Raw genomic sequence first — 23,713 nt, 5'->3', positions numbered from 1 at the left:
AGGCCGCGCGTACTCTCAGCGGCTGCCCAGATAGCCCTCGATCTCGCTGTCGGCCAGCAGCTCCCGGACCTGTGCAGCCGACGCACGCCGCATCGGCTTCTCATCGATCGCCGACAGCGGCGGTTGGCGCAGGCCGTCATACGGCAGTACCGCGATGTCGAAGGTCAGGTCTTCGGCGCTGAACACCCAGACCGGGGCGTCCAGGCTGCGCTCGCGGTCCAGCCGCAACCGGCGCGTCCGTGATTCGGCCGGAATGCCGTGCTCATCGAGGTAGCGCTGCACGGCATCGGCATCGTCGCTGTGCACCTGCAGCTGCACGGGGCTGTTGGCGTCGGCGGTGCCGTCCAGTACGGGGCCACACAGGCGGGGTGAGAAACCCTGCAGAAAGTCCATCGCACGCAGGGCGGCCTCGCGGCGCTGGCGCAACTGCGCGCCATGGTCGGCACCGGCGAACAGGCGCTGGTACTCGCGCAGGGCGTCTTCGATCTCGGTGTTGCGGGGCAGGGAGGCATCGTCATGGATGCCGAGCCGGGTGGCCGCCTTGAGCTTGGCTTGGTGATAGTCGCGGATGCCGCCCTCGGCCATCAGCCGGGCGGCTTCGTGCGCCAGCTGGTGGCGGCGCTCACGGGTCTGCGTGGCTGCATGCTGGCGGGCTCGATGCATGACCGGTACTCCTTGGCGACCTGCACGGCAATGTACACCGGCGATGTGACAGGCGGGTAGAGTCGCGCCACAGGCCGACGCCGGGGGACATTCGCCGGCAAGGGCATCGCGGCCCAGCGCCCGACTCCCTGGCCGCCGCGCCTGCAAAGATGCAGAGCGCGCTCCATGCTTGCCATGCTGATGGAAAAGAACCAAAAAAAGGCCGGGCAATGCCCGGCCTGTATTCCATCGCGGCGCCGGGCGTAGCCGGCGCATGCGGTCAGAAGATATCGAACGCGGCGTCGTCGGCCTGTGGCGCATGGCTGTTGAAGTCGTACTCCTCCAGCTTCTCCATGTCCTCCACCTTGACCCACTCGGTCGCGCCGTTGAGCGTGGCCTGGACCATGCCCGAGGGCGGCTCGTTCTGCGCGATCGGGGTGTCCTTCAGCGCCACGCGCATGTACTCGATCCAGATCGGCAGGGCAGCGCGGCCGCCGTACTCGCGGTAGCCGAGCGAGCGGAAGTCGTCGCGGCCGACCCATACGGTGGTCGCGTAGGGGCCACCGAAACCGGAGAACCACGCATCGCGGTGATCGTTGGTCGAGCCGGTCTTGCCGCCCACGTCCTCGCGGCCGAGCACCTTGGCCGCGGTGCCGGTGCCGCGCTGGACCACGTCGCGCATCATGGAGTTGAGCTGATACGCGGTGCGCGCATCGATCGCGCGCGGGGCGACCTTGGCATCCGGGTTCACCGCTACCGGCGTTTCGGCGGCGGCGGTGGACGTGGCCTGCTGCGGCTTGGCCGGCGCGGCATTGGCCGCCGGTGCGGAGCCGAAGTTGAAGCCATCCACCACCTGGCTGACCGGCACGCCGCTGGTGCCGGCGCAGTCGCGGCAGGCGATGGCCGGGTTCTCCTTGAACACTTCCACGCCGTCGCGGTCGGTCACCCGGTCGATCAGCCAGGTGTCCACGCGCGAGCCGCCGTTGGCGAACACCGCGTAACCACGCGCCACCGAGAGCGGGGTCAGCGAGGCGGTGCCCAGCGACATCGACAGGTTCGGCGGCAGCTCGGCCTCGGCGAAGCCGAACTCGCTGATGTACTTGCGCGCGTAATCCACGCCCATGCCATCGAGCAGCCGCACCGAGACCAGGTTGCGCGACTGCACCAGCGCTTCACGCAGGCGCATCGGGCCGCGGAAGCCGCCGCCGTCGTTCTGCGGCGACCAGGTCTTGCCGCGGCGGTCGCGGAACACGACCGGGGCATCGAGCACGATCGAGGCCGGGTTGAAGCCCTTGTCGAAGGCGGCCGCGTAGATGAAGGGCTTGAAGCTCGAGCCCGGCTGGCGACGCGCCTGGGTGGCACGGTTGAACTTGTTGCCGGAGAAGCTGAAGCCGCCCACCAGTGCCTTCAGTGCGCCGTTTTCAGCGTCCAGTGAGACCAGCGCGGCCTGGCCGCGCGGGATCTGGTCGAGCAGCCACTCGCCTTCCTTCTCGCCGGCGCGCACGCGCACGATGTCGCCGCGGGTGACCAGCTTGGCCGGGGTCTTGTTGGTCCAGCGGGCAGCGCTGGCCGGCAACACCACTTCGCTGCGGTTGCCCAGCACTACGGTCGCGCTGCCATCGGCGGCGGTGGCTGCCACGATCGCCGGCAGCAGGCCGGTCTGGGCCGGAATGCCGGCCAGCTTGGTGGCCAGCGCGGCGGCATCGGCGTCGGCCGGCACCTCCACGTGCTGCTCCACGCCATGCCAGCCGTGGCGGTGGTCGTATGCCAGCAGGCCATCGCGCACCGACAGGTTGGCCGCGGTCTGCAGCTCGGCGTTGATCGTGGTGGTCACGTGGTAACCCTTGTTGACCACGTCGCCGCCGAAGCGGGCGATCATTTCCTGGCGCACCAGTTCGGCCACGTAAGGCGCTTCGACCTGCACCGGCGGCTCATGCGCGGTGGCGTGCATCGGCACGGCCTTGGCCGCGTCGGCCTCGGCCTGGGAGATGAAGCCCAGGCTGGCCATGCGCTGCAGCACATAGAAGTCACGGCGCTCGCGGGCACGCTCGGGGTTGCTGATCGGGTTGCCCGAGGAAGGGAACTTGGGGATGCCGGCCAGCGAGGCCATCTCATCCAGGTCCAGCTCGCCCAGCTTCTTGCCGTAATAGAACTCGGCCGCGGCGGCCACGCCATACGCGCGGTTACCGAAGAAGCTCTTGTTGAGGTAGAGCTCGAAGATCTCGTCCTTGCTCAGCTCGCTCTCGATCTTGCGTGCCAGCAGGATCTCGGCCAGCTTGCGGGTGTAGCTGTATTCCGAGCTCAGGAAGAACTGGCGGGCGACCTGCTGGGTGATGGTCGAGCCACCGGGCACGCGCCTGTCACTGGTGGTGGCCAGCAGCCAGACCGCGCGGCCGATGCCCTTGTAGTCCACGCCGCCATGCTCGTAGAAGCGGGCATCCTCGGTGGCGAGGAACGCCTGCTTGAGGCGCTCGGGGACGTCCTTCATGGTGATGGGGGTGCGCCGGGTTTCCCCGAACACCGCCATCAGCTTGCCATCGCTGGCATAGACGTACATGGGCTCCTGCATCTCCACGTCGCGCAGGGTCTGCACGTCCGGGAGCTTGGAGGAGACGGCGTAATACAGGCCGCCGGCAACCGCAGCGCCGATCAATGCCAGGACCAGGAACGCGACCAGCATCCAGCGCAGCCAACGGCGAAGACGTGTCATCAGTGACAGATTCCGATTGCGAATTTCGTGGTCGCAGAGTATAGATTACGCAAGGGAACGGCTGGGGGTGTTCCCGGGGAGAGCAGTCGATCACCGTCTGGGGACGCGTGAAACGAGCCGTAGTGCTCGTTTTACAGCTTGACGGTTGCGATTTGCAAAAAAAACGTTATTAATGCGCGGTCGCAGGTTCTGCGTCCAAGTGCCCATCGGCAGGGGAGAAACCGTGGGGCTTATCCCAAAAAGCCAGTCGCCTCTTATCGGCGTCGATATCAGCTCGACTGCAGTAAAGCTGTTGCAGTTATCCCGCAGCGGCAATCGTTTCCGCGTGGAACATTACGCCGTGGAACCACTTCCGCCGAATGCGGTGGTGGAAAAGAACATCGTGGAGGTTGAAGCGGTCGGGGAGGCCATTCGACGCGCCGTGAACCGCTCTGGAACCAAGGCACGGCATGCCGCCGCGGCCGTGGCCGGCTCTGCCGTGATCACCAAGCTGATCCCGATGCCCGCCGATCTGGACGAGAACGACATGGAAGCCCAGGTCGAGCTCGAGGCGGTCAACTACATCCCGTACCCGATCGAGGAAGTGAACCTCGATTTCGAGGTGCTGGGTGCGATTCCGAACAATCCGGAAATGGTCCAGGTGCTGTTGGCCGCCTCGCGTTCAGAGAACGTCGAGCTGCGCCAGTCGGCGCTGGAACTGGGCGGGCTGGTGGCACGGGTCATGGACGTGGAGGCCTTTGCGGTCGAGAACGCCTTTGCCCTGGTCGCCAGCGAGCTGCCGGTGGCCAGTGATGGCGTGGTCGCGCTGGTGGACATCGGCGCCACCATGACCACCCTGAACGTCCTGCGCGGTGGCCGCAGCCTGTACAGCCGCGAGCAGGTATTCGGCGGCAAGCAGCTGACCGACGAAGTGATGCGCCGGTATGGGCTGACCTACGAAGAGGCCGGGCTGGCCAAGCGCCAGGGCGGGTTGCCGGAAAGCTACGAGATGGAAGTGCTGGAGCCGTTCAAGGAAGCCACGGTCCAGCAGATCAGCCGTCTGCTGCAGTTCTTCTATGCAGGCAGCGAGTTCAACCGGGTCGATCACATCGTGCTCGCCGGCGGTTGCGCGGCCCTGACCGGCCTGCCGGACATGGTGGAAGAGCAGCTGGGCGTGGCCACCGTGGTGGCCAACCCGCTGGCACAGATGACGCTCGGCCCGAAGGTGCAGGCACACGCCCTGGCCCAGGATGCCCCGGCGCTGATGATCGCCACCGGTCTGGCGCTGAGGAGCTTTGACTGATGGCGCGCATCAATTTACTGCCCTGGCGCGCCGAACGGCGCAAGCAACGCCAGCGCGACTTCTACGCCATGCTCGGTGCCGCCGCCATCGGTGGGTTGCTGCTCTCGCTGTTGATCTGGTTCTACTACGACCGTCAGGTCAGCGGGCAGAGCGATCGCAACACCTTCCTGCAGGCCGAGATCGAGAAGGTCAAGGAGCAGAACAAGGAAATCGAACGCCTGGACCGCCAGAAGGACCGCCTGCTGGCGCGCAAGGCCGTGATCGAGGAACTGCAGGCCAAGCGCTCGCAGATGGTGCACCTGTTCGATGCGCTGGTCCGGACCATCCCCGACGGGGTGGTGCTGACCACGCTCAAGCAGGAGGGCGACGTGCTCACCCTGGAAGGCCGCACCCAGTCCAATGCCCGTGTCAGTGCCTACATGCGCAACCTGGAAAGCTCGGGCTGGATGACCAATCCGGAGCTGTCGATCATCGAGGCCAAGGCGCCGGAGCGTGACAAGGCCGGTGCCGCCAGCAGCCCGGTGGCGGACATCAAGTCGCTGCCGTACATGTTCGTGGTCAAGGTCAATCTGCCGGCCCAGAGCAGCGTTACCGAGCTGGCCGCCGATGGCAGCGTGATCGAGCCGACCGCCGATCCGGCACCGCCGGGCGCTACCCCGGTTCCGCCGGTGGCCCCGTTGTCGCCGGCCCCGGCGCCCAACGCACCGGCCTCGCCCGATGCCGCTGATCCGGCCCCGCCGGCCGGCAACAGCCGCATCGTGCCGCCCACGCCCTCCGCGCAACCTGCACAACCGGCGGCGCCGGCCCCGGCCCAGAAGGGGGCCGCCGCATGAGCCAGAAGATCAACCTCAAAGAGCTGGACTTCAACAACATCGGCAATTGGCCGCAGAAGGCCAAGGTCGTGTTCTGCGCGCTGTTGGCGCTGTTCATCGTGATCATGGCCTGGTTCCTGCTGATCAGCGGCAAGCGCGATGAGCTGGCGTCGCTGGAAAGCACCGAGACCCAGCTGCGCACCGAGTTCGAAAAGGAACAGGGCCGCGCGGTCAATCTGGAGCCGCTCAAGCAGCAGCTGACCCAGATGGAACAGGTGCTGCAGCAGATGCTGCGCCAGCTGCCCAGCAAGACCGAGATGCCCGATCTGATCATCGACATCTCCCAGACCGCGTTGTCCAGTGGCCTGTCCAACGAGTTGTTCCAGCCCGGTGCGGAGCAGCCCAAGGAGTTTTACGCTGAAAAGCCGATCGCCCTGCGCATGGTGGGCAGTTACCACCAGTTCGGCGCGTTCGTCAGTGGTGTGGCCTCGTTGCCGCGCGTGGTCATCCTGACCATGCACGACATCAACCTGAAGCCGAAGGATCCCAAGACCGGCATCACCGCCCGCAGCGGTGCGCTGGAGTTGTCCGGAACGGTCAAGACCTACCGGTACCTGGATGATGTGGAGATGGAAGCCCAGGAGAAGGCCGCCGCCGAGAAAGAAAAGGCTGCGAAGGGAGGCCGGAAATGAGCCCTCTGACGTCGACCGCACGGGTAGGTGGTCTGTTGATGGTCGTGCTGCTGGCCGGCTGCGCACGCGGCGTGACCAGTACGCCCGGCGATGCACCGAACCTGGAGAAGTGGGTGGCCGACGTGCGTGCGCGTCCGGCGCCGCCGCTTGAGCCGCTGCCGGTGATGCAGCAGTTCGAGACGTTTGAATATTCCGCGCAGGGGATGCGCGACCCGTTCACCGACGCCTGGACCAATCCGCAAGGGGGATCGGGGCTGCGTCCGGATCCGAACCGCCGCAAGGAGCCGCTGGAAGATTTCCCGCTGGACAGCCTGGACATGGTGGGTTCGATCGGCCGTGGGGGCGGACTCGTCGTGCTGGTGATGGCACCGGACAAGGTCACCTATCGGGTGCGTCCGGGCGTCTATCTGGGGCAGAGCGACGGGCGGGTGACCGGGGTCTTCGAGGACCGGATTGAGCTGATTGAACTGGTGCCGGATGGCGCGGGTGGCTGGCTGGAACGGCCGGCAACGCTCGCGCTTGAAGATCAATGAATGATTATGGGGATAGCACGATGACCTTTTCCAACGCCATGCGGCTGCGTTCCGTCCGGCGCCAGAAGTTGCTCCACCTGTGCGCGCTGGGAGTCGCGCTCATGGTGGCCAACGGCACGCTGATGGCGGCCACGCCCAGCGGCGCAGTGCCCAAGCCGGCGGCCACCACCGCGCCGGCGACCGCGCCGGCCTCGCTGTCGGTGTCCAAGATCGACTTCAAGCGCGGCGACGATGGCGCCGGCCGGCTGATCCTGCAGTTCGATGGCCAGGGCGCGAGCCCGGATCTGCGCAGCCAGGGCAACAGCGTCGTCATCGACGTCGGCAACGCGCGCCTGCCGGAAAACCTGCAGAAGTCGATCAACGTGACCGACTTCGCCACGCCCGTGCAGCGCATCGATCCCAAGCCGTATGGCGGCGGCACGCAGCTGGTGCTCAACACCAACACCGCGTTCGAGTCGCTGGCCTACCAGAGCGGCAACGAATACGTGGTCGAGATCAGCCCGCGCCAGGCCACCCCGGCGACCGGCGCGGTCACCGCCACCTCGGTCAGCCAGGCCGCGGCGGCCCTGGGCCAGCGCGGCTACAGCGGCAAGCCGGTCACCTTCAACTTCCAGGACGTGCCGGTACGCACCGTGCTGCAGCTGGTGGCGGAGGAATCCAACCTCAACGTGGTCGCCTCCGACAGCGTGCAGGGCAACGTGACCCTGCGCCTGATCAACGTGCCGTGGGACCAGGCGCTGGACATCGTGCTGCGGGCCAAGGGCTTGGACAAGCGCCGCGATGGCGGCGTGATCTGGGTGGCACCGCAGCCGGAACTGGCCAAGTTCGAGCAGGACAAGGAAGACGCGCGCATCGCGATCGAGAACCGCGAGGATCTGGTCACCGATTACGTGCAGATCAACTACCACAACGCCGGGGCGATCTTCAAAGCGCTGACCGAAGCCAAGGGCATCGGCGGCGGCAGCGGTGGCAGTGGTGGCAGCTCGCAGGAAGACAGCGGGTTCCTGTCCTCGCGCGGCCGTATCGTGGCCGACGAGCGCACCAACACCCTGATGATCAGCGACATTCCGAAGAAGATCGCGCGCATGCGTGAGCTGATCAGCGTGATCGACCGTCCGGTCGACCAGGTGCTGATCGAAAGCCGGATCGTGATCGCCACCGATACCTTCGCGCGTGAACTCGGCGCCAAGTTCGGCATCAGTGGCAGCCGCCAGGACGTGTTCTTCGGGGCCAACACCGATCAGAACCACAACAACATCAACGACCGCGGTACCAAGGACACCGAGTACCAGAAGGCGATCAACGAGTGGGTGGCCGGTGGCCGCACCGGCGCGATCCCGGTGCGTGGCGCGACCAAGTTCGCCGAAGGCCTGAACTGGAACCTGCCGGTGGCGGCGATCAACAACCCGGGTTCGCTGGCGCTGTCGATCCTCAATGCCGGTTATCTGCTGGATGTGGAGCTCTCGGCGATGCAGGCCGAATCGCGCGGCGAAGTCATCTCCAACCCGCGCGTGGTGACCACCAACCAGCGCGAAGCGGTGATCAAGCAGGGTAAGGAAATCGGCTACGTCACCATCAGCGGTGGTGGTGCGGCCGGCGCCGCGGCCCAGCCCAATGTCCAGTTCAAGGAAGTGGTGCTGGAGCTGAAGGTCACCCCGACCATCACCAACGACAACCGTGTGTTCCTCAACATGGCGGTCAAGAAGGATGAAGTGGAGAGCTACATCCTGCTGGCAGGCTACGGCCAGGTCCCGACCATCAACCGCCGCGAAGTGAACACCGCGGTGCTGGTGGACGACGGCCAGACCGTGGTGATCGGTGGCGTGTACGAGTTCACCGACCGCACCAGCATCAACAAGGTGCCGTTCCTGGGCGACGTGCCGTTCCTGGGCAATCTGTTCAAGAAGCGCAGCCGCAACAAGGACAAGGCCGAACTGCTGGTGTTCGTGACCCCGAAGGTGCTGCGCGTGGCCAAGGCCAATCCGGCCGTCAACTGAGCCGCACCGCTGCTGCAATGACGAAAGGGCCGCCACGTGCGGCCCTTTCTGCGTTCAGCCAATCTTGATGTTGTAACCGGCGCTGTCCTGCCATCATGGCGATGGAACCTCTGCCCACCGTGGAGGTCACATGGATGCCATGAATCTGCCGCCCCCCATGCCCGATACCCCCACGCCCGCTCCGGTGGAGCACGACCGCCTGCACGAGGCCTTCCGCGCGCTGCGTGACGGCCTGTCCTCCGAGATCGTCGGCCAGAGCGCGCTCGTCGAGCGCCTGCTGACCGCATTGCTGGCCGATGGCCACCTGCTGGTCGAGGGCGCCCCCGGCTTGGCCAAGACCACCGCGATCCGTGCGCTGGCCGCCCGGCTCGATGCGGATTTCTCACGCGTGCAGTTCACCCCGGACCTGCTCCCGGCCGATCTGACCGGTACCGAGATCTGGCGCCCGCAGGAAGGTCGCTTTGAATTCGTGCCCGGTCCGATCTTCCATCCGATCCTGCTTGCCGACGAAATCAACCGTGCCCCGGCCAAAGTGCAGTCCGCGCTGCTTGAAGCGATGGGCGAGCGCCAGGTGACCGTCGGCCGCCATACCTATCCGCTGCCGTCGCTGTTCCTGGTGATGGCCACGCAGAACCCGATCGAGCAGGAGGGCACCTTCCCGCTGCCCGAAGCCCAGCTCGACCGCTTCCTGATGCATGTAAGGATCGGTTATCCGGATTCGGAGGCGGAAACCGAAATCCTGCGCCTGGCCCGCGAGCGTGCGCGCGAAGCGCTGTCCACCCCGGCCGCCGCGCCGGCCCGCATGCCGTTGAGCGATGTGTTCGCCGCTCGCAAGGCGGTGCTGTCGCTGCATGTCGCGCCCGCGCTGGAGCGCTATCTCATCGAGATCGTGCTGGCCTCGCGCGATGCCGCGCGTTACGACCCGGCGCTGGCCCGGCGCATCGCCTGGGGCGCGAGCCCCCGTGGCTCCATCGCGCTGGAGCGCTGTGCACGCGCCCGGGCCTGGCTGGCCGGCCGCGACTTCGTCACCCCGGAAGATGTGCGCAACGTCGCGCCCGACGTGCTGCGGCACCGCGTGCTGCCCAGCTATGAAGCCACCGCCGAAGGCTGGGATGGCGAGCGCCTGGTCGCCGAGCTGCTGGCCCGCGTGCCGGCGCCCTGAGCGCGATGGATACGCCCGTGCATACGGCTACGCCGCTGGAAGGTGATGGCCTGCGGCCGAGCCTGGCCGAGCTGGTGGCGCTGCGCCGCAGTGCGCACCGCGCGCCGCCGGCACGGCGTGGCCGGCTGGGTCACGCCGGCAGTGCGCCGTCGCCCGCGCGCGGGCGTGGGATGGAATACGCCGAGTCCCGCGACTATGTGCCGGGCGATGACGCGCGGCATATCGACTGGCGCGTCACCGCGCGTACCGGGCGTGCGCATACCAAACTCTTCCAGGCCGAGCGCGAACGCTTGACGCTGCTGGTCGCCGATACCGATCCGGTGCTGTATTTCGGCACCCGGGTCCGCTTCAAATCCGTGCAGGCCGCGCGCGTCGGTGCGGTGGCGGCGTGGCTGGCGCAGCGCCAGGGTGACCGCCTGGCTGCGGTGCGTGGCAGCACCCAGGAGCCGCCGATCGCACCGGCCGGGGGCACCCGCGGTGTATTGCGCGTGCTTGACGCCCTGACCCGCTGGTATGCCGAGCCGCCTGCCGAAGACGCCGGCCTGGATCGCGCGCTGGAGCAGGCGGCACGTCTGCTGCGCCCCGGTGCCCGGGTGGTGGTGCTGGCCGATCCGGCGCGCGCCGCCACGATCAGCAGTGCACGCTGGGCCGCGTTGGCCATGCACCACGAGGTGGTGGTGATGCTGCTGGTCGATCCGCTGGAGCTGGCACCGCCGGCCGATGCGCTGCCGTTCCTTTCGCAGGGGCGCCGCGTGCTGCTGGATCTGCGCAGCGCCGCGGTGCGTGAGCACTGGCGCGAACGCTTCGTTGCGCCCCTGGAAGCGCTGCAGAGCCGCTTGGCGGCCCGCCGCATCCAGGTGCATGTGGTGGCCACCGACGATGCCAGCGACAGCTGGCTCAGCCCCTTGCCGACGGCGGTGGTGGCATGAGCGCCGCCGCCTCGCTGCCGCTGCGCGATGTGCAGCTGCCGCCGTCACCGCCTTGGTGGCCGCCCGCGCCGGGCTGGTGGCTGGTGTTCGGCGCGATCGTGCTGGTGGTGGCGGGAATCTGGGTCTGGTATTGGCGCCGGCGGCGTGCGCGCCAGCGCTGGCTGGATCTGTTCGATGCACAGGTCGCCCAGGCCGGTTCGCCGGTGCGGGAGGTGGCGGCGATCGCCGAGCTGTTGCGCCGCGCGGCACGTCAGTACCAGCCCGGGGCGGAACGTCTGCAGGGCAACGCGTGGCTGGCGTTCCTGGATGAGAAAAACAGCCGGGCGTTTTCCGAGGGCGATGGTGCGCTGCTGCTCGATGGTGGCTATCGACCGAGCGTGGATGCCGAGGCGGTGCAGCGGCTGCGCGTGCTGGCCCGCCGCCGCTATCTGTCGCTGCTGACGGAGCGCGGCCGATGATCGCGATGACAGTGCCCACGTGGTTGAGCTGGGTGGACAGCCTGGCGTGGCCGTGGATGTTGTGGGCGCTGCCCTTGCCGATCCTGATGCGCTGGTGGCCCTCGCGGCCCGGTGAAGGTGCCGCGTTGCGGGTGCCGTATGCGGCCGATCAGCTGCAATCGCTCGGGGCTGCCTCGGGCGGTGCCGGGCCACGACTGGGGCGCGCGCTGCTGTGGCTGGCGTGGGCGTGCCTGTGCGTGGCCGCCGCGCGACCGCAGCAGCTGGGCGAAGCGGTGACGCCGCCACAGCAGGGCCGGCAGATGATGCTTGCGGTGGACGTCTCCGGCAGCATGAGCGAAGCGGACATGATGCTTGGCAATCAGGTGGTCGAGCGGCTGACCGCGGCCAAGGCCGTGCTCGCCGATTTCCTCGACCGCCGTGTGGGTGATCGTGTCGGCCTGCTGATCTTCGGTGAGCGTGCCTATACGCTGACCCCGTTGACGGCCGACCTCACCAGCGTGCGTGACCAGCTGCGCGACAGCGTGGTCGGCCTGGCCGGGCGCGAGACCGCGATCGGCGATGCGATCGCGCTGGCAGTCAAACGCCTGCGCGAACAGCCGGAAGGGCAGCGCGTGCTGATCCTGCTCACCGACGGGGTCAGCAATGCCGGCGTGCTTGAACCGCTGCGCGCGGCCGAGCTGGCCCAGGCCGAAGGTGTGCGCGTCTATACGGTGGCCTTCGGCGGCGACGGGGGCATCAGCCTGTTTGGCGTGCAGATCGCCCCCGGCGAAGACCCGGTCGACGAAGCGACTCTGAACAAGATTGCCGAGCTCACCGGCGGGCGCTCGTTCCGTGCGCGCAATACCGATGAGCTGGCCGGCATCTATGCCGAGCTGGAACGGCTGGAGCCGGTCAAATCGGCCGGCCCGGCGGTGCGGCCGCGGATCGAACGCTACGCCCCGCCGCTGGCGCTGGCGTTGCTGCTGGCCGGCTTGGCGTGGCTGTTGCCGAGGCGCTGGACATGAGCGCGAGCTGGAACGCCCTGCATTTTGTCCGCCCCGATGCCTTGTGGGCGCTGCTCGTGCTGCCGCTGCTGGTGGCGATCTGGTGGCTGCGTCGCCATCGCGCCAATGTCTGGCGCCAGACGGTGGATGCGCATCTGCTGCGCCATCTCCTGGTCGGCCGCGACCGTCGCGCCTGGGGCGGGTTGATCCTGCTGTTGCTCGGCACGGCGATCGCCATCGTGGCGCTGGCCGGTCCTTCGTGGCGACAGATCGCGCAGCCGCTGTGGCAGACGCCGTCGCCGCTGGTGGTCGCGCTGGATCTCTCTTCGCGGGTGACCGCGACCGATCTGCCACCGTCGCGTCTGCTGCAGGCGCGCGCCAAGCTGGCCACGCTGCTGCGCGAGCGCCAGGGCGGCGAAGTCGCGCTGCTTGTGTACGCCGACGACGCGTATACCGTGGCCCCGCTGACCGACGACATGGCCAATGTCGCGCTGTATCTGGATGCGCTGGCACCGGAGGTGATGCCGCGCGATGGCCAGCGTGCCGACCGTGCGCTGGAGACGGCGGTGAAGCTGCTGCAGCAATCCGGCGCACGCGGTGGCGACATTCTCCTGCTGACCGATCGCGCCGATGCGGATGCCGAACAGGCCGCTGCCTCGGCACGCGCGCAGGGCTTCGTGGTCTCCGTGCTCGGGCTGGGTACGCCGCAGGGCGCGGCCTACCGCAACGGCGAGGGTCAGATCGTGCCGGCGCGCTTGGAGGAGGGCACGCTGCGGGGTGTCGCCAGCCGTGGCGGCGGCCGCTATGCGCGTATCGCCTCCGATGACAAGGATCTCGCGGCGCTCGACGTATTGACCCCGCGGGTCAGTGCCGATGACAGCCGCGAAGGGCAGGGCCGCACGTGGCGCGATGAAGGGTTCTGGCTGTTGCCACCGCTGATGCTGCTGGCCCTGTTCGCCTTCCGGCGGCGCGGCGCGTTGGCGGTGCTGGTGATGATGGCGGCGCTGCCGATGGCGCTGCCGACGACGGCCCACGCCGCCGAGGGAACGTGGTGGCAACGCGCCGACCAGATCGATCAGCAACGCCTGTCCACCGGCGTGGATGCCTACCGCAAGGGCGACTTCAAGGCGGCGCAGCAGCAGTTCGAGGGCATCGATACGGATGCCGGCTGGTACAACCTGGGCAACGCGCTGGCGAAACAGGGCCAGTACGATGCCGCCATCGAGGCCTACGACCGTGCGCTGAAACAGCATCCGGGCATGGCCGATGCGGTCGCCAACCGCGCCGCCGTCGATGCCGCCCGCAAGCGCAGGCCGCCACAGAACAACGATCAGAACAACGATCAGAAGGACGGAAAAAAGCCGCCCTCCGACCAGCCCGATCCCAGCAAGAACCCGGGTCAAGGCAAGGATGGGGACGCGTCGCCGCCGCAGGACAAGGGCGAACAGGGGCAGTCACCGCCGTCCGCATCCGCTGATGCAAAGGATGGCCAATCCAAGGGCGGCAAGTCGCCGCAGGCCGCCGACAGCCAGGCGCAGGCCGAGGCTGACGCGGCCCAGCGCGAGCGCATGCAGCAGGCGATGCAGCACCAGGGGCAGAACGACGGCAACGACAAGGCGCAGGGCCAGGTCAGCGGCACCCCGCAGCAGCGCGAGCAGCAGCAGGCGGTCGAGGCCTGGATGCGGCGGGTACCGGATGACCCCGGCAGCCTGCTGCGGGCCAAGTTCCAGCTGGAAAACGAACGCAGGAAACGGGAAGGGCGATGACACATTCCACGATACAGCGCTGGTTGCGCGCAGGGCTTGCCCTGCTGCTGTGCGCGAGCATGGCCGCGCACGCGCAGACCCGCGCCTGGCTCGACCGCGAGCAGATCACCGACAGCGATACCGTCACCCTCAACATCGAATCCGATGCGGGCGGCGGCGCGCCGGATTATGGCCCGCTGCGGACCGACTTCGATCTCAGCAGCCAGACCAGCAGCCGCCAGGTGCAGTGGAGCAATGGCGCGATGACCGCGCGCGCGCTGTATGCCGTCGCGCTCAGCCCGAAGCGCACCGGCACCCTGCAGATACCTGCCCTGCAGGTAGGTAGCAGCCGCACCCAGCCGCTGACCCTGCAGGTCGGCGCCAGCAGCGCGTCCGCCCCCGCGGCGGCCAGTGGTGATGCTGCGGCCTTCCTCGAAACCGAGGTCGACGATCCCACGCCCTATGTGCAGCAGAGTGTCGGCGTGGTAGTGCGCCTGTTCTACGCCGCGCAACTGCTCAGTGGCGAACTGGTGCTCGATACACCGGCCGGCGCCTCGCTGCAGCGGGTGGGCGATGACCGCACCCTGGTGCGCGAGGTCAATGGGCGCCGCTACAACGTGGTGGAACGGCGCTTCCTGCTGATTCCCGAGCGCAGCGGGCCGCTGGTGCTGCCGGCGGCACAGTTCAACGGGCGCAGCGCGGGCGGCTTCTTCAATGACATGTTCGGCGGCGATGGCCGCCTGCGTGCCGCATCGGCCGAGCGCACGCTGCAGGTCCAGGCGCAACCCGCCTCTGCACCGCAACCGTGGCTGCCGCTGCACGGGCTGCGCCTGCGCTACACCGCAGCGCCCACCACCGGCCGTGCCGGTGAGGCGGCCACGATCGTGGTGGAGGCCGTGGCCGAGGGCGCGACCAAGGCGCAGTTCCCTGAACTGCCCGTGCCCGATGTCGGCCCCGGCGCGCAGGTGTTTGCCGAGCCGCCGCAGTTCGATGAAACCTTCAACGGCACCACCCCGCAGCTCAAGCTGACCCGGCGGTTTGCGATCGTGCCGCGTCAGGCCGGGCCGATGACCGTGCCGGGGCTGCGCATGGCGTGGTGGGATGTGGCGGCCGGGCAGCCGCGCAATGCCAGCCTGCCGGACCTGCAGCTGGACATCGCCGCCGGTGTGGCCGGCAGTACCGCGCCGGCGCTGCCGGTGGACACCACCTCGGCGCTGCCGGGCGAACCGGCGGCGGCCTCCACCGATCTGCAGCTGGCGACGGCGCAGGGCGCACCGCGGCCGTGGGGCTGGATCGCACTGTCGGCGGGCCTGGCCGTGCTGTGGCTGCTGACCCTGCTCTGGGGCTGGCGCCGTCGCGGTCGTCGTGTCGCCGTGCGCGATGCCGAAGCGGGCGTGCCCGCTGCTTCGTCCGGAAGCCCGTACACCCGTGCCGAACTGCGCCGGGCGATGGAAGCCGGCGGCCTGGACGAGATCATCGCCGTGCTGGCTGGCATGGGCGGTGTGCAGACCTTCGAGCAGGTGCTGGAGCGCCTCGACAACGCACAGCAGCGCGAGACGTTGATCCAGATGCAGGCGGTCCGCTGGGGCGGGCAGGGCGGTGATGTGGGCCAGGCAAGGCAGGCGCTGCGGCGCGCCTTTCATGACGGACCGCACTGGCGGGCCCGTGCGGGCACGCAGAACAATGGCCTCGCGCCGTTGTACCCATCCGCGCATTCATAAAAAGGCGTGTCGGTCAGGGCGGCCGGCTTTGCTAAGCTGATTTCATTTTTTCGAGGAACGCCGCTCCATGACTGAGGCCGCAACGACCCGGCAGAAACTGCCTTTGCACTGGAAAATGGGCATTGGCTTCATCATCGGCCTGGTCCTCGGGCTGACCGTCCATGCCCTCGGTGGCAGCATCGACGGCCTGCATACCGGTGCCAAGTGGGTGATGGATTACATCACCACCCCGGCCTCGGGCCTGTTCCTCAATCTGATCTTCATGCTGATCGTGCCGCTGATCTTCTCGGCGCTGATCATGGGCGTGTCGGAGATGGGCGACATCCGCGCCCTTGGCCGCATCGGCTGGAAGACGCTGGCGTACACCATCGTGCTGTCCGGCATCGCCGTGGGCATCGGCCTGGTGCTGGTCAACGTGCTCAAGCCCGGCGTGGGCGTGGACCCGGTCGTGGCCGCGCAGATGCTGGCCGAGAACGCCGAACGCAGCAAGGAAATCGTCGCCGGTATCCATGGCACGCCGAAGGGCATGGACATGCTGCTGTCGATCGTGCCGGGCAACGTGGTCGAGGCGGCCTCCAGCAACAGCGCGATCCTGTCGCTGATGTTCTTCGCGCTGATGTTCGGCATCGGCATGGTGCTTTCGCCTGAAGAGAAGGTGGCCCCGCTGCGTCGTGCCATCGAAGGCATCTTCGAAGTCTCGATGACGCTGATCAATCTGGTCATCCGCCTGGCCCCGTACGCGGTGGCCTGCTTCATGTTCAACCTGGCCGCCCTGTTCGGCTTCGAGCTGATCATCCGCCTGGGCGCCTACGTGGGCGTGGTGGTGCTGGCGCTGGGCCTGCACATGGTGGTGACCTACGGCGTGGCCGTGTGGCTCTCCGGGCGCTCGCCGCTGGCGTTCTTCCGCGACACCCAGGAGGCCACCGTGATGGCCTTCTCCACCGCCTCCAGCAACGCCACCCTGCCGACCGCGCTGCGCGTGGCCGACCAGATGGGCCTGCCGCAGAAGGTCTCGCGCTTCGTGCTGACCGTGGGCGCCACCGCCAACCAGAACGGCACCGCACTGTTCGAGGGCGTGACGGTCATATTCCTGGCGCAGTTCTTCGGCGTGGACCTGAGCATCGGCCAGCAGTTCATGGTCATGGCCGTCTGCATCCTGGGCGGCATCGGCACCGCCGGCGTGCCCTCCGGCTCGCTGCCGGTGGTGGCGATGATCTGCGCCATGGTCGGCGTGAACCCGCTGGGCATCGGCCTGATCCTGGGCGTGAACCACTTCCTGGACATGTGCCGTACCGCGCTGAACGTCACCGGCGATCTGGCCCTGACCACCCTGGTGGCCAAGGGCGAGGTGGACGATGGTCCGGTCGTGGCCGCGGTGGCCCCGGCCCCGGCACCCGCCCCGCGCGACTAAGCCCGCGCAGGCCTGCAGGTTCCCGACGCCCCGCCTTGTGCGGGGCGTTGTCGTTAAGGGCCTGGCCTGTCTCCGGCCTGACCCCGCCGATCACCTGTGGGACAATGGGCTGCCCGCAGCTCCGCGGGAGCCTCCCGACTCCGACAGAACCATGACGCAGCCTACCCGCCGCCAGTTGGCCAATGCCATCCGCTTCCTTGCCGCTGATGCGGTCGAAACCGCCAAGTCCGGTCACCCCGGCATGCCGATGGGCATGGCCGACATCGCCGAAGTGCTCTGGAACGACTATCTCCGTCACAACCCGAAGAATCCCAAGTGGTTCAACCGCGACCGCTTCGTGCTGTCCAACGGCCACGGCTCGATGCTGCAGTACGCGCTGCTGCACCTGAGCGGCTACGACCTGCCGATCGAGCAGCTCAAGCAGTTCCGCCAGCTGGGCAGCAAGACCGCCGGCCACCCGGAGCACCATGAAACCCCCGGCGTGGAGACGACCACCGGTCCGCTGGGTCAGGGTCTGGCCAACGCCGTGGGCTTCGCCCTGGCTGAGAAGCTGCTGGCACAGCGCTACAACCGCCCGGAACACGAGATCGTCGACCACCGCACCTGGGTGTTCCTGGGCGATGGCTGCCTGATGGAAGGCATCTCGCATGAAGCCGCCTCGCTGGCCGGCACCTGGGGCCTGTCCAAGCTGGTCTGCTTCTGGGACGATAACCACATCTCCATCGACGGCAACACCGATGGCTGGTTCACCGACAACACCCCCGAGCGTTTCGAAGCCTATGGCTGGAACGTGGTGCGCGGCGTCGATGGCCACGATCCGGACAGCATCAAGGCCGCCATCGACAGCGCGCTGTCGCAGTTCGACAAGCCGACCTTGATCTGCTGCCGCACCACGATCGGCTTCGGTTCACCGAACAAGGCCGGCAAGGAATCCAGCCACGGCGCCCCGCTGGGCAAGGATGAGCTGGAAGCGACCCGCAAGCAGCTGGGCTGGCCGTACGGCCCGTTCGAGATTCCGGAAGAAATCTACGCCGGCTGGCGTGCCGGCGGTACCGGCACCCTGCGCCAGGCCGAGTGGGAACAGCAGTTCGACAAGTACGCCGCGCAGTTCCCGGCCGAAGCCGATGAGCTGATCCGTCGTTCGCACGGCGAGCTGCCGGCCGATTTCATCGCCAAGGCCGATGCCTACATCGCCCAGGTCCAGGCCGATGGCCAGACCATCGCCTCGCGCAAGGCCTCGCAGCTGGCGATCGAAGCGTTCGCGCCGCTGCTGCCGGAACTGGTGGGCGGTTCGGCCGATCTGGCGCATTCCAACCTGACCCTGTGGAAGGCCAGCAAGTCGGTCGCCACCGATGACCCGAACGCCAACTACGTGTACTACGGTGTGCGCGAGTTCGGCATGACCGCGATCGCCAACGGCCTGGCCCTGCATGGCGGGTTCATTCCGTTCGACGCCACCTTCCTGGTGTTCAGCGATTACGCCCGCAACGGCGTGCGCATGAGCGCGCTGATCCCGGCCCACGCGATCCACGTGTACACGCACGATTCGATCGGCCTCGGCGAAGACGGCCCGACCCACCAGCCGGTGGAGCATCTGGCCTCGCTGCGCTATATCCCGAACAACGATGTGTGGCGCCCGTGCGATGCGGTCGAATCGGCGGTCAGCTGGAAGGCCGCGATCACCCGCAAGGACGGCCCGAGCTGCCTGGTGTTCAGCCGCCAGAACCTGCCGCACCAGCCGCGCAGCACCGAGCAGGTCGCCCAGATCGCGCGCGGCGGGTATGTGCTGGCCGATGCGGAAGGTGGCGTGCCGGACGTGATCCTGATCGGCACCGGTTCGGAAGTGGGCCTGGCCGTGACCGCCAAGGCGGAACTGGATGCCGCCGGCATCAAGACCCGCGTGGTGTCGATGCCGTCGACCGATGTCTTCGAGCGTCAGGACGCGGCGTACCGTGAGTCGGTGCTGCCCAACGCCGTGCGCAACCGCGTGGCCGTGGAAGCCGGTGTCACCGGCTTCTGGCGCCAGTACGTGGGCCTGGACGGTGCGGTGGTGGGTATCGACACCTTCGGTGCGTCGGCCCCGGCGGAGGCGCTGTACAAGCACTTCGGCATCACCGCCGAGCACGTCGTGGCTGCGGCCAAGGCGCAGCTGGCGAACTGATGGTGGCGCCGGGCGCTGCCCGGTAGCTGCAACGCGAAAGGCCGGGGATCTCCCCGGCCTTTCGCGTGTTGAAGGGCAAACACCACGCCCTCCTTGATCGAGGGTAGATCCACGCATGGCGTGGATCTACACATCACCCGGCCGCAGTGCGCGCCAACCCCAGCCGCAGCAACCGCGCCTCGATGCGTTCGCCGAACGTCGTCGGCGCCTCCAGCCCCATCCGCTGCAGATAGGCCTGATCGCCATCGCCGGCGGGTTGCGTCACCGCTGACAGCACCGTGCGCAGCTTGGCCATCGGTGTCTGGGTGTTCTGCTTGAGCCAGCCCAAAGCTTTGACGAGATGCTGCTCGACCTCGGTGAAATCACTGCCCAGCGGATAGTCCGGCAGCAGGCCGGACTGGCGGAACGGTGCCAGCGCGGCACTGACGGCGGCGGCCGTGTTGCGCTGCCCATCGCCGGCCGCGGTGAAACCAGTCGCCAGCTTCTTCGAGGCCTTCGCCTTGTCCAGCAACGCGGCCTGGAACTGTGCATCGGTGATCGCCGCCATGGCGATCACGCAGTCCTCGTCGGTCATGTTGCGCAGGTCGGCGATGCCGTACTCGTTGATGTAGAGGTCGCGCAGATGCCGTGGGATCGTGGCGTGCCCGTAGTTCCAGCGCACGTTGGAGTGCAGGACGCCCTTGTCCTCGCGGGTGGCGCGGAAGATCAGCGCGCTGCGTGCACCGGGCAGGGCATGCGCCATCGCCACGAAGTTGTACTGGCCGCCCACGCCGGAGACCACGCGGCCGTCTTCCAGCGCATCGGAGACGGCGGCGCCGAGCGCGGTGGCCATCATGCAGGAGTTGAAGAAGCGCGCATCGCGGCGCTGCATGCGCTCCAGCGTTTCATCGCCGCCGTAGAGCTGGTTGATCTCGCTGATGCGGCGCATGCCGATCGCGCTGCGTTCCTCATCGGGCAGGTCGCGCAGCCACTGGTAGAACTCCGGCGAGCCCAGGTAGAACGCGCCGTGCAGGTACTCGCCCTCGGCCTCGAGCGTGGCGTAGTCGGTGGTCCACGCGGTGCCGTTCTCGATCCGCTGCAACAAGGCCAGATCGTCATGCACCTTGCGCCGGATCACCCCGGTCTGGACCAGCCGGCGGAAGCCTTCGTTGAGCATTTCGCTGCAGCCATACAGACCGATCTCGAACGGCTCCAGGCCACCGCACTCCAGCACGGTCGGGTGGTTGGCCAGACCGGGATCCAGCGCCTGCAGAATCTGGCGGTAACGCGCATTGTCGGTATGCCGCAGCACCAGCGCATGGCTGAGCGCATCGGCCAGCGTGCCGATGCCGATCTGCAGCGTGCCGCCATCGCGCACCAGCGTGCTGGCGTACAGGCCGATCGCGTAGTCGGCATCGCTGACCGGTTGGCGGGGCAGGCCGAACAGCGCCGGGTAGGGCCCCGGGGGCGTGATCACCAGATCGAAGAACGACACATCCACCGTGGCCGAGCCGGCCAGATAGGGCAGCTGCGGATCGATCTCGGCGATCATCAGCGGGCGTGGCAGCCCGCGCGCGACCATCGCATCCAGTGTGTCCTGGGTGATGTCGTTGTTGCACGACAGCGACAGGCGCCGATCATTCGCGCGCATCGCCACTTTCTGCACGATTGCATGCGGCGCGCGCTGCGCCACCGCATCGGCGGCGTGCGTGTAGTTCAGGCTGGTGTAGCTGCGCTGGGCCTGCGAGGAATTCAACAATGCGCCGGACTGCATGTAGAACTCTTCCACCTGCACATGCGACGGCAGCTGGTCGCGCACCATTGCATCGGCGTAGGCCAGCCGCGGGAAGTCCTCCCCGAAATGACGCTCGGCGAACGGCTTCATGAAGCGTGCTTCCAGCCCGGCACCGCCGCGCGGCGGGTTCAGTGACAGCGCGGTATACAGCTGCAGCGGCCGCGAGGCGTCGTTTTCCACACGGGCATACAGGGCGTTGAGCAGCCGGTGCGGCTTGCCCAGGGCGAGTGGGGCGCCAATGCGCAGGGGGCCATCGACCCGCTGCAGCAGCCAGTCGACGGCGGCGTCCAGGTCGGTCAGGTGTTCGGTCATGCGGCGCTATCCTGCGAAATCATGCGGGTCATTACAGCATTTCCGGTTTGAACAGACGGCGACGCGAGACTTCATCGAATGGTCGGTAGCGTCTCATCGAGGGCTCCGTGGGGCATGCGCCGATGCTGGCAGCGGCTGCATGAACCGGCTGTCGAAGGGTTGACACCGGTGCTGATTACGGGCGTAATCGAATCGTCGATTACGGATGTAAATGATGAGCCAGATCAGTGAAGCCGAAGCCGTGGTGATGGAGGTGCTGTGGCGCAGCCACCCGCTGGGCGCCGACGAGGTGGTCGCCGCGCTGGCCAGCCGGGACTGGGCCGAACCCACCATCAAGACCCTGCTCAACCGGCTGCTGACCAAGGGCGCGATCAGCGCCGGCCGTGAGGGGCGCCGGTATCTGTACTCGCCGGTGCTGCAGCGCCAGGCCTGGGTGGCCGAGCAGAGCGAAGGCTTCCTGGGCCGTGTCTTCGACGGCCGCATCGCGCCACTGGTGGCGCATTTCAGCCAGCGCGGCGAGCTCAGCGCGCAGGACATCGCCGAACTGAAGCAGCTGATCCAGGCGCTGGACCATGACTGAGCTGCTCGATGGACTGCTGCAGGCCAGCGTATGGCTGTCGGTGGCGACGCTGGTAGTGGCCGCCGCCAGGCCCCTGCTGCTGCGCCTGGGGGGCGCAGCGCTGGCCTACCGCAGCTGGTGGTTGCTGCCGCTGATGCTGGTTGTCCCGTACCTGCCGGTGCCGCCGCTGACGATCACCGAGACCGCCCCGATGATGGTCATGGCCTCGGCCCTGCGCGCGCCGGCCGTGCCCACCGACGCCTCGCAGTGGCCGCTGCTGCTGTTGACGGTGTGGCTGCTGGGCGCGGTGGCGATGGCTGGCATCAGTTGGCGCGCGCAGCGCCGCTTCGAGCATGCCCTGGGCGCGCTGCAGCCGCGCACGGATGGCAGCTGGCAGGCCAGTGGCGACCCGGGCCTGCCGGCGCTGGTCGGCCTGTGGCGGCCGCGGATCGTGGTGGGCCCGGACTTCGAGCAGCGCTTCAGCCCCGCCGAGCAGGACCTGATCCTGCGTCACGAACAGAGCCATCGCCGCCATGGCGATCCCTGGGCGAACGCCGCGCTGGCCGCGCTGCGGTGCGTGTTCTGGTTCCACCCGTTGCTGCCGTGGGCGGCGCGCCGCTTCCTGCGTGACCAGGAACTGGCCTGCGACGCGCGCACGGTCGATCCGCATCCGGCCCTGCGCCGGCTCTACGCCAACGCGCTGCTCAAGGCGCAGTTGGTCCACCCGGTTGCACCGATGGCCTGCCACTGGCGCAGCCAACCGATGTTGAAGGAGCGTATTGCCATGTTGAAGGAACACAAGCGGAAGGCATTGCCGTGGATGACCGGCCAGGTGCTGGTGGTCGGGCTGTGTGTCGGGCTCTGCACGGTGGCCTGGGCCAGCCAGGGCGGCGCGGGTGCCGAGCCGGCGCAGGCCAAAGCGGCAACGAGCGATGTGGGCGCGCAGGCCCGTGACCTGACGCCGCCGACGTATCCCAAGGCGGCGTTCGATCAGGGCATTTCCGGCAGCGTGATGTTGCGCGTGGAGGTCGATGCGGCTGGCAAGCCGGGCGATGTCCGGGTACTCAGTTCGACACCGGCCGGCGTGTTCGACGAGGCCTCGATCGCTGCAGCCAAGCAATGGACGTTCGAACCGGCGCGCCGGAATGGACAGGCCGTTGCCTCGGCGTTGAAGATTCCGATGACATTCGAACTCGATGCGTCGGACCCGACGCTGTGAAGCGGGGGCCGCTGGCCGTGGTCCTGTCGATGCTGGTGGCCGGCTGTGCCAGTCACCCCTCGTCGACCACGGTGGACACGCGTGCCGAGAACGTGGATCACCAGCGTCTGGATCCGAACGTCGGCGCTCAGGGGAGCGGAAAGGTGGAGACGTATCAGCTGGGGCCGACCGAAGGTTACCGGATGCCGCAGCTCAATGCGGGGCCGGACCCGGCTGTCGGTGATCGCGATCCGCGCCGCGCGCTGGCACCGACGACGGTGTGCCTGCAACTGGTGATCGATGCGGAAGGCAAGGTCGAACGCAGTCTGCCAGTGATCGATCGCAGTGACTGTGCCGCCGGCAATGCGCCGGAGAACGCGCCCCTCATGCAGGCTGCCCAGGAAGCGGTGGCGATGTGGCGCTTTGTGCCCGCGGCCGTCTGTCATTTCACTCCGCAGCGCGTGCCGACGGATCGGGGCAACTGCGAGGGCGCCGAGCGCATCGAACCGGTGCCGGTGAGTCTGCTGTATGGCTTCACGTTCGAGATCGTGAAAGGGCAACACGTGGTGCGCCGGCAAGGACGCTGAACAGGTAAGGCGTAGTGTGCCAACCGGGCAACAGGGGGGGCCGGC

The 23,713-nt window shown here is 67.9% G+C and carries 19 protein-coding genes; 16 read left to right on the top strand and 3 right to left on the bottom strand.

What is annotated here, in order from left to right; translation table 11 throughout:
• Positions 1 to 15 precede the first annotated feature (15 nt).
• Both ACW6W5_RS10770 and ACW6W5_RS10765 read right to left on the bottom strand, forming a co-directional pair.
• A complete protein-coding gene (locus tag ACW6W5_RS10770; protein ID WP_121039430.1) occupies positions 16 to 663 on the bottom strand; it encodes a hypothetical protein in 648 nt (215 codons plus the stop codon).
• A 259-nt stretch (positions 664 to 922) separates the two neighbouring features.
• A complete protein-coding gene (locus tag ACW6W5_RS10765; RefSeq protein WP_152152542.1) occupies positions 923 to 3,352 on the bottom strand; it encodes a penicillin-binding protein 1A in 2,430 nt (809 codons plus the stop codon).
• 223 nt (positions 3,353 to 3,575) lie between these two features.
• On the opposite strand from ACW6W5_RS10765, the gene ACW6W5_RS10760 reads away from it, so the two are divergent.
• The 13 genes from ACW6W5_RS10760 (at position 3,576) to tkt (ending at position 19,238) form a co-directional block, all read left to right on the top strand.
• Positions 3,576 to 4,634, top strand: a complete 1,059-nt coding sequence (locus ACW6W5_RS10760; RefSeq protein WP_019183880.1) for a pilus assembly protein PilM — start codon at positions 3,576 to 3,578, stop codon at positions 4,632 to 4,634.
• Positions 4,634 to 5,467 carry a PilN domain-containing protein gene (locus tag ACW6W5_RS10755; protein WP_121039424.1) on the top strand — a complete coding sequence of 278 codons (834 nt, stop codon included), beginning with the start codon at positions 4,634 to 4,636 and terminating at the stop codon, positions 5,465 to 5,467. The genes ACW6W5_RS10760 and ACW6W5_RS10755 overlap by 1 nt, the downstream gene beginning before the upstream one ends.
• The gene (locus ACW6W5_RS10750) at positions 5,464 to 6,138 is read left to right on the top strand and encodes a type IV pilus inner membrane component PilO (protein WP_121039421.1); all 675 of its coding nucleotides are present in this window, start codon (positions 5,464 to 5,466) and stop codon (positions 6,136 to 6,138) included. Before ACW6W5_RS10755 ends, ACW6W5_RS10750 begins: the two co-directional genes overlap by 4 nt.
• Positions 6,139 to 6,176: 38 nt before the next feature.
• Positions 6,177 to 6,671, top strand: coding sequence for a pilus assembly protein PilP (locus ACW6W5_RS10745; RefSeq protein ID WP_226956626.1), 495 nt, complete (start codon positions 6,177 to 6,179; stop codon positions 6,669 to 6,671).
• A 20-nt stretch (positions 6,672 to 6,691) separates the two neighbouring features.
• Positions 6,692 to 8,668, top strand: coding sequence for a type IV pilus secretin PilQ (locus ACW6W5_RS10740; protein ID WP_121039415.1), 1,977 nt, complete (start codon positions 6,692 to 6,694; stop codon positions 8,666 to 8,668).
• A gap of 139 nt (positions 8,669 to 8,807) precedes the next feature.
• Positions 8,808 to 9,830, top strand: coding sequence for an AAA family ATPase (locus ACW6W5_RS10735; RefSeq protein ID WP_121041204.1), 1,023 nt, complete (start codon positions 8,808 to 8,810; stop codon positions 9,828 to 9,830).
• Positions 9,831 to 9,835: 5 nt separating this feature from the next.
• On the top strand, positions 9,836 to 10,759 hold the full coding sequence (locus tag ACW6W5_RS10730) for a DUF58 domain-containing protein (RefSeq protein WP_152152540.1): 924 nt from the start codon (positions 9,836 to 9,838) through the stop codon (positions 10,757 to 10,759).
• Positions 10,756 to 11,217 carry a DUF4381 domain-containing protein gene (locus ACW6W5_RS10725; RefSeq protein WP_121039409.1) on the top strand — a complete coding sequence of 154 codons (462 nt, stop codon included), beginning with the start codon at positions 10,756 to 10,758 and terminating at the stop codon, positions 11,215 to 11,217. The genes ACW6W5_RS10730 and ACW6W5_RS10725 overlap by 4 nt, the downstream gene beginning before the upstream one ends.
• A 5-nt stretch (positions 11,218 to 11,222) precedes the next feature.
• Positions 11,223 to 12,221: a vWA domain-containing protein gene (locus ACW6W5_RS10720; RefSeq protein ID WP_121041202.1), complete on the top strand. Its 999-nt coding sequence runs from the start codon at positions 11,223 to 11,225 to the stop codon at positions 12,219 to 12,221.
• Positions 12,218 to 13,966, top strand: coding sequence for a VWA domain-containing protein (locus ACW6W5_RS10715; protein WP_152152538.1), 1,749 nt, complete (start codon positions 12,218 to 12,220; stop codon positions 13,964 to 13,966). Before ACW6W5_RS10720 ends, ACW6W5_RS10715 begins: the two co-directional genes overlap by 4 nt.
• On the top strand, positions 13,963 to 15,666 hold the full coding sequence (locus tag ACW6W5_RS10710) for a BatD family protein (RefSeq protein ID WP_152152536.1): 1,704 nt from the start codon (positions 13,963 to 13,965) through the stop codon (positions 15,664 to 15,666). Before ACW6W5_RS10715 ends, ACW6W5_RS10710 begins: the two co-directional genes overlap by 4 nt.
• 67 nt (positions 15,667 to 15,733) lie before the next feature.
• Positions 15,734 to 17,077 carry a dicarboxylate/amino acid:cation symporter gene (locus ACW6W5_RS10705; RefSeq protein WP_152152534.1) on the top strand — a complete coding sequence of 448 codons (1,344 nt, stop codon included), beginning with the start codon at positions 15,734 to 15,736 and terminating at the stop codon, positions 17,075 to 17,077.
• A gap of 151 nt (positions 17,078 to 17,228) precedes the next feature.
• Positions 17,229 to 19,238 (top strand): transketolase, encoded by a 2,010-nt coding sequence (gene tkt / locus ACW6W5_RS10700; protein ID WP_152152532.1) that lies wholly within the window; start codon positions 17,229 to 17,231, stop codon positions 19,236 to 19,238.
• A 133-nt stretch (positions 19,239 to 19,371) separates the two neighbouring features.
• On the opposite strand, the gene ACW6W5_RS10695 is transcribed toward tkt, so the two are convergent.
• Positions 19,372 to 21,324: an acetyl-CoA hydrolase/transferase C-terminal domain-containing protein gene (locus ACW6W5_RS10695; RefSeq protein ID WP_152152530.1), complete on the bottom strand. Its 1,953-nt coding sequence runs from the start codon at positions 21,322 to 21,324 to the stop codon at positions 19,372 to 19,374.
• A gap of 214 nt (positions 21,325 to 21,538) precedes the next feature.
• On the opposite strand from ACW6W5_RS10695, the gene ACW6W5_RS10690 reads away from it, so the two are divergent.
• From ACW6W5_RS10690 to ACW6W5_RS10680, 3 genes are read left to right on the top strand one after another with little or no spacing between them, the layout of a single operon-like run.
• Complete coding sequence (locus ACW6W5_RS10690; RefSeq protein ID WP_121039391.1) at positions 21,539 to 21,904, top strand: BlaI/MecI/CopY family transcriptional regulator; 366 nt, start codon at positions 21,539 to 21,541, stop codon at positions 21,902 to 21,904.
• Positions 21,897 to 23,102, top strand: a complete 1,206-nt coding sequence (locus tag ACW6W5_RS10685) for a M56 family metallopeptidase (protein ID WP_152152528.1) — start codon at positions 21,897 to 21,899, stop codon at positions 23,100 to 23,102. The genes ACW6W5_RS10690 and ACW6W5_RS10685 overlap by 8 nt, the downstream gene beginning before the upstream one ends.
• Positions 23,099 to 23,668 carry a hypothetical protein gene (locus ACW6W5_RS10680; protein WP_152152603.1) on the top strand — a complete coding sequence of 190 codons (570 nt, stop codon included), beginning with the start codon at positions 23,099 to 23,101 and terminating at the stop codon, positions 23,666 to 23,668. Before ACW6W5_RS10685 ends, ACW6W5_RS10680 begins: the two co-directional genes overlap by 4 nt.
• Positions 23,669 to 23,713: the final 45 nt, after the last annotated feature.

The sequence above is a fragment of the Stenotrophomonas sp. IS26 genome, from assembly GCF_054188265.1.
Note: the sequence above shows the minus strand (reverse complement) of the source record. Positions and strands in the feature narration are given on the sequence as shown.

Coding starts and splice junctions, on each gene's coding strand:
- ACW6W5_RS10770 (WP_121039430.1), bottom strand. CDS start 663: ATGCATCGAGCCCGCCAGCATGCAGCCACGCAGACCCGTGAGCGCCGC.
- ACW6W5_RS10765 (WP_152152542.1), bottom strand. CDS start 3,352: ATGACACGTCTTCGCCGTTGGCTGCGCTGGATGCTGGTCGCGTTCCTG.
- ACW6W5_RS10755 (WP_121039424.1), top strand. CDS start 4,634: ATGGCGCGCATCAATTTACTGCCCTGGCGCGCCGAACGGCGCAAGCAA.
- ACW6W5_RS10750 (WP_121039421.1), top strand. CDS start 5,464: ATGAGCCAGAAGATCAACCTCAAAGAGCTGGACTTCAACAACATCGGC.
- ACW6W5_RS10745 (WP_226956626.1), top strand. CDS start 6,177: ATGGTCGTGCTGCTGGCCGGCTGCGCACGCGGCGTGACCAGTACGCCC.
- ACW6W5_RS10740 (WP_121039415.1), top strand. CDS start 6,692: ATGACCTTTTCCAACGCCATGCGGCTGCGTTCCGTCCGGCGCCAGAAG.
- ACW6W5_RS10735 (WP_121041204.1), top strand. CDS start 8,808: ATGAATCTGCCGCCCCCCATGCCCGATACCCCCACGCCCGCTCCGGTG.
- ACW6W5_RS10730 (WP_152152540.1), top strand. CDS start 9,836: ATGGATACGCCCGTGCATACGGCTACGCCGCTGGAAGGTGATGGCCTG.
- ACW6W5_RS10725 (WP_121039409.1), top strand. CDS start 10,756: ATGAGCGCCGCCGCCTCGCTGCCGCTGCGCGATGTGCAGCTGCCGCCG.
- ACW6W5_RS10720 (WP_121041202.1), top strand. CDS start 11,223: ATGACAGTGCCCACGTGGTTGAGCTGGGTGGACAGCCTGGCGTGGCCG.
- ACW6W5_RS10715 (WP_152152538.1), top strand. CDS start 12,218: ATGAGCGCGAGCTGGAACGCCCTGCATTTTGTCCGCCCCGATGCCTTG.
- ACW6W5_RS10710 (WP_152152536.1), top strand. CDS start 13,963: ATGACACATTCCACGATACAGCGCTGGTTGCGCGCAGGGCTTGCCCTG.
- ACW6W5_RS10705 (WP_152152534.1), top strand. CDS start 15,734: ATGACTGAGGCCGCAACGACCCGGCAGAAACTGCCTTTGCACTGGAAA.
- tkt (WP_152152532.1), top strand. CDS start 17,229: ATGACGCAGCCTACCCGCCGCCAGTTGGCCAATGCCATCCGCTTCCTT.
- ACW6W5_RS10695 (WP_152152530.1), bottom strand. CDS start 21,324: ATGACCGAACACCTGACCGACCTGGACGCCGCCGTCGACTGGCTGCTG.
- ACW6W5_RS10690 (WP_121039391.1), top strand. CDS start 21,539: ATGAGCCAGATCAGTGAAGCCGAAGCCGTGGTGATGGAGGTGCTGTGG.
- ACW6W5_RS10685 (WP_152152528.1), top strand. CDS start 21,897: ATGACTGAGCTGCTCGATGGACTGCTGCAGGCCAGCGTATGGCTGTCG.